Source organism: Pseudomonas sp. NPDC089569, assembly GCF_050280625.1.
GTDB lineage: Bacteria > Pseudomonadota > Gammaproteobacteria > Pseudomonadales > Pseudomonadaceae > Aquipseudomonas.
Window position 1 is genome coordinate 1 of the sequence record NZ_JBNNVQ010000162.1, and the last position, 8,004, is coordinate 8,004.

An 8,004-nucleotide genomic window follows, 5' to 3' on the forward strand; every position below is an offset into this window, starting at 1 on the left:
GAAATGCTTGCCGTCGCCGCGCAGCGCCATCTGCGTCGCGTTGATCGCCTTCACGGCGGCAATCGCATTGCGCTCGATGCAGGGCACTTGCACCAATCAGGGACACGCGTTCTACCTCAGTTTCAGGGTGGCAAGGCCGATCAGCACGAGAATCACGGTGATGATCCAGAAACGGACGATCACGCGCGGCTCGGGCCAGCCCTTGAGTTCAAAGTGGTGGTGAATCGGTGCCATGCGGAACACGCGGCGACCGGTCATTTTGAAAGAAGCAACCTGAATCACGACCGACAGGGTTTCCATCACGAACACACCGCCCATGATGAACAGCACGATTTCCTGACGGACGATGACCGCGATGGTGCCCAGTGCCGCGCCCAGCGCCAGTGCACCGACATCGCCCATGAAAACCTGCGCCGGGTAGGTGTTGAACCACAGGAACCCCAGGCCCGCACCGATCAGTGCACCGCAGAACACGATCAGCTCACCGGCACCCGGTACGTAAGGAATGAGCAGGTACTCGGCGAATTTCACGTTACCCGACAGGTAGCAGAAAATCCCCAGCCCGCCGCCGACCATCACGGTCGGCATGATCGCCAGGCCATCGAGGCCATCGGTCAGGTTGACCGCGTTGCTCGAACCGACAATCACGAAATAGGTCAGTACGATGAAGCCTGCGCCCAGCGGGATACTGTAGTCCTTGAGCATCGGCAGGATCAGGGTGGTTTCCACCGGCGTTGCGGCAGTCATGTAAAGGAAGACCGCTGCCCCCAGGCCGAACACCGATTGCCAGAAGTATTTCCAGCGGCTCGGCAGGCCACGGGAGTTCTTCTCGATCACCTTGCGGTAGTCGTCGACCCAGCCGATGGCACCGAACAGCAGGGTGACCAGCAATACGACCCATACATAACGATTGGTCAGGTCTGCCCACAGCAGGGTACTGACGCCGATGGAAGACAGGATCAGCGCACCGCCCATGGTCGGAGTGCCTGATTTGGACAGGTGCGATTGCGGGCCATCATTGCGAACGGCCTGGCCGATCTGACGGTTCTGCAGGGTACGGATCATCCACGGGCCATAGCACAGCGACAGGACCAGCGCGGTCAGTACACCGAGAATCCCGCGCAGGGTCAGGTACTGGAAGACCGCGAAGCCTTTGTAGAACTGTTGCAGATACTCCGCTAGCAGCAGCAGCATTAATGTTTCTCCAAACTGGTCCCGCACAAGGCCGCGACGACGTTTTCCATCGCAGCGCTGCGCGAGCCCTTGATCAAAATGGTGGTGTTTTTGTCTTGCTCGGCGTCCAGGGCCTTGATCAGCTCAGCCTGCGTGCTGAAGTGAAAGGCATTCGGGCCGAAGGCGTTGACGGCGTGAACCATGTTGGGTCCGACGGCGTACAGCGCAGAAACCTTGCCGCTGGCATAGGCACCCACGTCGTGATGCCCCTGCTGCGCCCAATCACCCAATTCGCCGATATCCCCGAGCACCAGAACGGTGCGGCCGGAAAAGCCGGCGAGTATATCAACGGCGGCACACATCGAGGTGGGGTTGGCGTTGTAAGTGTCATCGATCACGCGCATGCCGTTGCTCGCCAGTTGCGCGACGGTACGCCCCTTGACCGGCTGCACCGCACCCAGTCCGGTGGCGATGCCGAACAGCGACACACCCAGTGCATGGGCAGCGGCCGCAGCGGCCATGGCGTTGGCGACGTTATGGGTGCCGAGCAGGTTCAGTTGAACAGGCGCCACACCTTCAGGGCCGTGCAGGTTGAACGCGGGGCAGCCACGGGCATCGGTCGTCAGGTCGCTGGCATGGAAATCGGCCTTGGCGTTGCTCAGGGCAAACGTCAGCACCTTGCGGCCGGCGGCACGTTTTTTCCAGATATCGAATGCCTTGTCGTCCAGATTGAGCACGGCGACGCCATCGGCCTCCAGACCCTCGATGATTTCACCCTTGGCTTCGACGATTTTCTCCGGACCGCCGAACTCGCCGACATGGGCGGTCCCGGCATTGTTGAGAATGGCGACGTGCGGTTTGGTCATGCCAACGGTGTAGGCAATTTCACCCAGGCGCGAAGCACCCAGTTCGATCACGGCGGCGGTATGTTCCGGCGCCAGTTCGAGCAGGGTCAGCGGAACACCCAGGTCATTGTTCAGGTTGCCGCGGGTTGCCAGTACCGTACCGCGGGTGCGCAGGATACTGGCGAGCATTTCCTTGACCGTTGTCTTGCCACTGGAACCGGTGACGGCAGCCACCGGATGGCTGAAAGCCGCGCGGTTCAGCGCGCCCAGCTGACCCAGTGCCTGCCGGGTATCGCTCACCAGCAACTGTGGCAGGGTGCTGTTGGCGACTTCACGCTCGACCAAGGCTGCAACGGCACCTTTGGCCGCCACGTCATTGAGGTAGTCATGACCATCAAAGCGTGGACCAGTCAGTGCAATGAACAACTGGCCGGGCTTGATCGCACGACTGTCGATGCTGACGCCGTCGAAGCTTGCATCGGCACCCACCAGGCGGCCTTTCAACACGCCGGTCAATTCACTGAGTTTCATGGATTCAATCATGGGCCACCTCCCACGCGCTCAAGGCATGATCGGCCTCGACCAGATCAGAGAAGGCATGGCGCTCGCCATTGATTTCCTGGTAGTCCTCATGCCCCTTGCCGGCCAGCACGATCACGTCGTCCGCCGAGGCACCGGCGATCAATTGGGCAATGGCCTGGCCACGGCCAGCCACGAACGTCACTTTATCCACAGCCGTGAAGCCGGCGCGGATGTCATCGAAAATGATCGCCGGGTCTTCCGTACGCGGATTGTCATCGGTCACCAGCACGCCGTCGGCCAGACGCTCGACCACTTCGGCCATCAGCGGGCGCTTGCCGCGATCGCGGTCGCCGCCGCAGCCGAACAGGCACAGCAAACGGCCTTTCACATGCGGACGCAGGGCGGTCAGGACTTTTTCCAGGGCATCCGGCGTGTGGGCGTAATCGACCACCACCAGAGGCTGAGTGCCACCCCCCAGGCGTTGCATGCGGCCTGCAGGGCCCTCGAGCTTGGGCAGTACCTTGAGAATTTCGTCCAGCGGGTAATCCAGGCCCAGCAAGGCACCGACTGCGGCCAGCACGTTGCTCAGGTTGAAGCGGCCAAGCAAGGTGCTGCGCAAATGATGCTCGCCGTGAGGGGTGACCAGCGTCGCACGCACACCCTCGTCGTTGAACTGCGCCTCACGGCAATAAAGGTAGGCACTGCTGTCGAGCAGGCTGTAGGTGATCAACCGCGACTCGCGCTTCTCAGCCGCCAGTTGCCGGCCGAAATCGTCGTCGAGGTTCACCACCCGGCACTTCAAATCGTTCCAGGCAAAGAGCTTGGCCTTGGCCTCGCCGTAGGCCTGCATGGTGCCGTGGTAGTCCAGGTGATCGCGGGACAGATTGGTCATCACGGCGACGTCGAACGCCAGCGCGGTGACACGACCCTGATCCAGGCCATGGGACGAAACTTCCATCGCGACGGCCTTGGCACCGGCCTTTTTCAGGTCGCCCAGGGTCGCTTGCATGACGATCGGATTCGGCGTGGTGTGCAGGCCGCTTTCCAGTGCACCGTAGAAACCGGAACCCAGCGTACCGACGATTCCGCAGTGCTGGCCGAGCAGGTCCAGAGCCTGGGCAACCAGTTGGGTCACGCTGGTCTTGCCATTGGTGCCGGTCACGCCGATCAGGTTCAGTTGATGGCTGGGCTCGCCATAAAAACGCCCGGCGATATCGGACAACTGCGCCGCCAGCCCCTTGACCGGAATCAGCGGCACATCGGTGATCGGCAGTACGGTGGCGCCTTCCACTTCATAAGCCACGGCAGCGGCACCGCGCTGCAGCGCATCGCCGATATGGGCACGACCATCGAACTTGCCGCCCGGCACCGCAAGGAACAGGTCCCCTGCACGCACGTTGCGGCTGTCGAGCGCCAATTCACGAATCAACAGATCGTGGCCGGCGTGGGGGAAAATCTTGTTCAGACTCAATGACATCAGCCGCGCCCTCCATTGGCTTTCAGCGGAACGACCGGGGTGGCGTTGGCTTGTTGTGTAGGTGGCAGGTTATCCGGCGTGACGTTCATCAGGCGCAGGGTGCCGGACATGACACGGCTGAATACCGGTGCCGATACCAGACCGCCGAAATAACCGGCCTTGGTCGGTTCATCGATCACGACAACGATGGCGTAACGCGGATCGCTCATCGGGCCGAATCCGGCGAACAGCGAGCGGTAGGAGTTCTCGGCATAGCCTTTGGTGCCGACCGACGTCTTGCGCGCGGTACCCGACTTGCCACCCACGTGATACGCCGGCACCTGGGCACGGAATACACCGCGCGGCGCTTCGACCACCTGTTGCAGCATGCCCTGCATGGTCTTGGCGACTGCCTCGGGCAATACCTGGGTGGTTTGTGGCGGCTTGTCGGTTTTGATCAGCGTCAGCGGTGCGAGGCGGCCGTTGTTGGCCAATGCCGAAAAGGCATGAACCAATTGAATCGCCGTCACCGAAACGCCGTAACCGTAGGACAGCGTGGCGGTCTCGGCCTTGCGCCATTCACGGTAATTGGGCAGGTTGCCGACGCGTTCGCCCGGGAATCCCAGGCCGGTGTCCTGACCGAGGCCGAGTTTCTGCGCCAGACGGAAAATGGTTTCGCCACCAATGTCGAACGCGACCTTACTCATGCCGACGTTACTGGAGTTGATCAGGATGCCGGTCATATCCAGCACCGGACCTTCGGTCTTGGATACGTCCTTGATGGTGTATTTACCGATCTGCAGGGTGCCGGGATAGACCTCCACGCTGTCACTCGGTTTCCAGCGCCCGGTTTCGATGGCAGCACTCATCGAGATCGCCTTCATGGTCGAGCCTGGCTCGAACACGTCGATCATCGCGCGGTTGCGCATCATGACCGGTTGCAGGTTGCGACGATTGTTCGGGTTGTAGGTTGGCTGGTTGACCATGGCGAGAATCTCGCCGGTCTTCACATCCATGATCACCAGGCTGCCGGCCTTCGCACCGTTTTCGATGATCGCGTTGCGCAGCTCGCGGTTGGCCAGATATTGCAGGCGCAGGTCAATGGACAACGCCAAGGGCTTTCCGGCCTTGGCGTTTTTGGTGACCTGAACATCCTTGATCAGCCGGCCCCGCCGGTCCTTGATGACCTGTCGCTTGCCGGGGACGCCGGCCAGCCATTCATCGTAGGCAAGCTCGACACCTTCTCGGCCGTGATCATCGATGTCGGTAAATCCGACCATATGGGCGGTGACCTCACCGGCCGGATAGAAACGCCGGAACTCTTCGATGCCATAGACGCCCGGCACTTTCAGATCGAGCACGGCCTGGCCCTGCTCAGGCGTGAGCCCACGCACCAGATAAATGAATTCTTTATTGGCTTGAGCCTCAAGGCGTTCGGTCAGGGCCTTCGGGTCCTGTCCCAACGCGGCAGCCAGCGCTGGCCATTTTTCCTTGGCCAGCTGCATTTCCTTGGCGTTGGCCCACAGGGTGGTGACTGGCGTACTGACAGCCAATGGCTCGCCGTTACGGTCGGTGATCAGACCACGGTGAGCCGGAATCGGAATATGACGAACGCTGCGTGCGTCCCCCTGCCCCTTGAGAAAATCGCGGTCGACCACCTGCAAGTCGATGATGCGCCAGGAGATCGCCGCCACCATGACCCCGAGCAGGCCCAGCACGAGGCGGAAACGCCACGGAAAGAGAGCGCCTTCGAGCTTCATCATGGCGCCACCATCTGCACTTCACCGGCGCCGGGAATGCGCATTTTCAGCTGTTCGGTGGCCAGCACTTCAATACGGCTATGGGCAGTCCAGGTGCTCTGCTCAAGAATCAACCGTCCCCACTCGGCCTGGGCCTTGTCGCGCACGCTCAACTCGTTGTACAGCGAGTTGAGCAGCTGACGGTTCCAGTGCGCGCTGTAGGAGACGCCGACGGCAGACACGAGCACGGCAATAAACAGCAGCAGCATGAAGAAGCTTCCGCCGGGCAACGGCTTGGCGAATAACTTGCTCACCGCAGCTTCTCCGCCACACGCATGACTGCGCTACGGGAACGTGGGTTGGCCTTGAGCTCGGCGTCGGAGGCAGTCTGCGCCTTGCCATGGACCTTGATTTTCGGCTCGAACGCCACGTGACGAACCGGCAGATTACGTGGCAGGTTGTCAGCCTCGCCCTTCACCAGTTTGCGCATGAACAGTTTAACGATACGGTCTTCCAGCGAATGGAAGCTGATCACCACCAGGCGGCCACCCACTTCCAGGCAATCCAGCGCTGCTTCGAGGCCAGCCTCCAGATCGCCGAGTTCGTTATTGACGTGAATTCGCAGGCCCTGGAATGCACGGGTAGCCGGATTCTTGCCTTTTTCCCAGGCAGGGTTCGCGACCTTCAACACCTCCGCGAGGTCGGCGGTACGCTCGAATGGCTTGATGTCGCGGCGCTCGACCACGGCGCGGGCCATGCGTCCGGAAAAACGCTCTTCGCCGTATTCCTTGAATACCCGGGCAATTTCTTCCACGGGTGCCGTATTGACGAACTCGGCCGCGCTGATCCCCCGCGCCGGGTTCATGCGCATGTCCAGCGGACCGTCGTTGAGAAAACTGAAACCGCGCTCCGGATCGTCCAGTTGCGGCGAAGACACGCCCAGATCGAGCAGGATACCGCTGACCTTGCCATGCAGACCGCGCTCGGCGACTTCGGATCCAAGTTCGGCAAAGCTGCGCTGCACAACGACAAAGCGGCCGTCTTCGGCCGCTAGCGTCTGCCCGGTGGCAATCGCTTGAGGATCTTTGTCGAATCCGAGTAGCCGGCCATCGGGGCCGAGCTGACTGAGGATCAACCGGCTATGCCCGCCGCGTCCGAACGTGCCATCCAGATAGCAGCCATCAGGACGTACGGCGAGAGCCTCGACGGCTTCGTCAAGCAGTACGGTGATGTGGTTAAAGCCGCTATCAATAGTCACAGGATCAAATCACGCAGTTCGTCGGGCATGGCACCCGGTTGTTGAATAGCTGCCAGGTCAGCGGCAGAAACCGCGTTCCAGGCATCCTCGTCCCACAATTGGAACTTGTTCAGTTGGCCCACCAGCATCGCGTGCTTATCCAACTTGGCATATTCACGAAGACGCGGCGGAACCAGGAAACGACCACTGCCATCGAGCTCGAGGTCGACGGCATTACCAATCAGTAAACGTTGCAGGCGGCGGTTCTCTTCGCGTAGCGAAGGCAATGCGCGCAATTTGGTTTCAATAATTTCCCACTCATCGAGCGGGTAGACACATAAACACGGATCAACGGCATCAATGGTGACGATCAACTGACCGGAACTACGCGAAACGAGCTCGTCACGGTACCGACTCGGCATGGCGAGACGGCCCTTTGCATCGAGACTGATAGCGTTGGCTCCGCGAAACACGTCAGCGTTTCTCCAAATCTAGCGTTTTGCGCCCAAAAAACCCACTTCATGCCACTTTCCGCCACTTGCGCACACTATAGGAATGCGCCCACCACACCGTCAAGGCGCCGATTAAAGGAAAACCCTTACAGAACTGAGATTTAGGAGCATAAGAGGAAGGACAACGAGATTCCGGCAGGTGAATCTGCCCAATAACTTGAACAAGCACAGGAAGCTGCGCTCGGAAGTTAAAGTAATTTATTAAGAGTAAGATTTTTTCGGTATTACGAAAGTGATAATGCTGACGATATGAAAGGAGGGAGATTGCCACTACCGGCACCCTGCCCAATGATTTAAGCAGAGTGAAGAAAAAAGGTGGAGAGTCGATCTGTAAGCCGGGTTCTGTCTTGAACAGTCATTCGTCTACGATGGCCATCACTGGACATCTTTAGCAACCTACCCGGTCCCAGCGCGGGCCACGCCTTGGGACCCTATTTGGTCTTGCTCCAAGTGGGGTTTACCTAGCCACGAACTGTTTGCCTGGTCGCCAATACAACAATAACAGGTGAGTCAACACATG

The 8,004-nt window shown here is 60.0% G+C and carries 7 protein-coding genes, 1 other RNA gene and 1 pseudogene; all 9 read right to left on the reverse strand.

Annotated elements, in window-relative coordinates; translation table 11 throughout:
* Positions 1-96 (reverse strand): annotated as a pseudogene (locus ACQKP2_RS30870) (L-serine ammonia-lyase, iron-sulfur-dependent, subunit alpha); the annotation flags it as partial.
* A gap of 15 nt (positions 97-111) precedes the next feature.
* Complete coding sequence (gene mraY / locus ACQKP2_RS30875; RefSeq protein WP_427582097.1) at positions 112-1,194, reverse strand: phospho-N-acetylmuramoyl-pentapeptide-transferase; 1,083 nt, start codon at positions 1,192-1,194, stop codon at positions 112-114.
* Positions 1,194-2,561, reverse strand: coding sequence for a UDP-N-acetylmuramoyl-tripeptide--D-alanyl-D-alanine ligase (locus tag ACQKP2_RS30880; RefSeq protein ID WP_427582098.1), 1,368 nt, complete (start codon positions 2,559-2,561; stop codon positions 1,194-1,196). The genes mraY and ACQKP2_RS30880 overlap by 1 nt, the downstream gene beginning before the upstream one ends.
* Positions 2,554-4,017 carry a UDP-N-acetylmuramoyl-L-alanyl-D-glutamate--2,6-diaminopimelate ligase gene (locus tag ACQKP2_RS30885; RefSeq protein ID WP_427582099.1) on the reverse strand — a complete coding sequence of 488 codons (1,464 nt, stop codon included), beginning with the start codon at positions 4,015-4,017 and terminating at the stop codon, positions 2,554-2,556. Before ACQKP2_RS30885 ends, ACQKP2_RS30880 begins: the two co-directional genes overlap by 8 nt.
* Positions 4,017-5,756, reverse strand: coding sequence for a peptidoglycan D,D-transpeptidase FtsI family protein (locus ACQKP2_RS30890; RefSeq protein ID WP_427582102.1), 1,740 nt, complete (start codon positions 5,754-5,756; stop codon positions 4,017-4,019). Before ACQKP2_RS30890 ends, ACQKP2_RS30885 begins: the two co-directional genes overlap by 1 nt.
* On the reverse strand, positions 5,756-6,049 hold the full coding sequence (gene ftsL, locus ACQKP2_RS30895; protein WP_427582100.1) for a cell division protein FtsL: 294 nt from the start codon (positions 6,047-6,049) through the stop codon (positions 5,756-5,758). Before ftsL ends, ACQKP2_RS30890 begins: the two co-directional genes overlap by 1 nt.
* Complete coding sequence (gene rsmH, locus ACQKP2_RS30900) at positions 6,046-6,993, reverse strand: 16S rRNA (cytosine(1402)-N(4))-methyltransferase RsmH (protein WP_427582101.1); 948 nt, start codon at positions 6,991-6,993, stop codon at positions 6,046-6,048. Before rsmH ends, ftsL begins: the two co-directional genes overlap by 4 nt.
* Positions 6,990-7,445: a division/cell wall cluster transcriptional repressor MraZ gene (gene mraZ / locus ACQKP2_RS30905; RefSeq protein ID WP_007989875.1), complete on the reverse strand. Its 456-nt coding sequence runs from the start codon at positions 7,443-7,445 to the stop codon at positions 6,990-6,992. The genes rsmH and mraZ overlap by 4 nt, the downstream gene beginning before the upstream one ends.
* A 354-nt stretch (positions 7,446-7,799) precedes the next feature.
* Positions 7,800-8,004, reverse strand: an RNA gene (gene rnpB / locus ACQKP2_RS30910) — RNase P RNA component class A; the annotation flags it as partial.

Bases quoted from the DNA above. Each gene is read 5' to 3' on its own strand.
- mraY (WP_427582097.1), bottom strand. From the start codon at position 1,194: ATGCTGCTGCTGCTAGCGGAGTATCTGCAACAGTTCTACAAAGGCTTC.
- ACQKP2_RS30880 (WP_427582098.1), bottom strand. From the start codon at position 2,561: ATGATTGAATCCATGAAACTCAGTGAATTGACCGGCGTGTTGAAAGGC.
- ACQKP2_RS30885 (WP_427582099.1), bottom strand. From the start codon at position 4,017: ATGTCATTGAGTCTGAACAAGATTTTCCCCCACGCCGGCCACGATCTG.
- ACQKP2_RS30890 (WP_427582102.1), bottom strand. From the start codon at position 5,756: ATGAAGCTCGAAGGCGCTCTCTTTCCGTGGCGTTTCCGCCTCGTGCTG.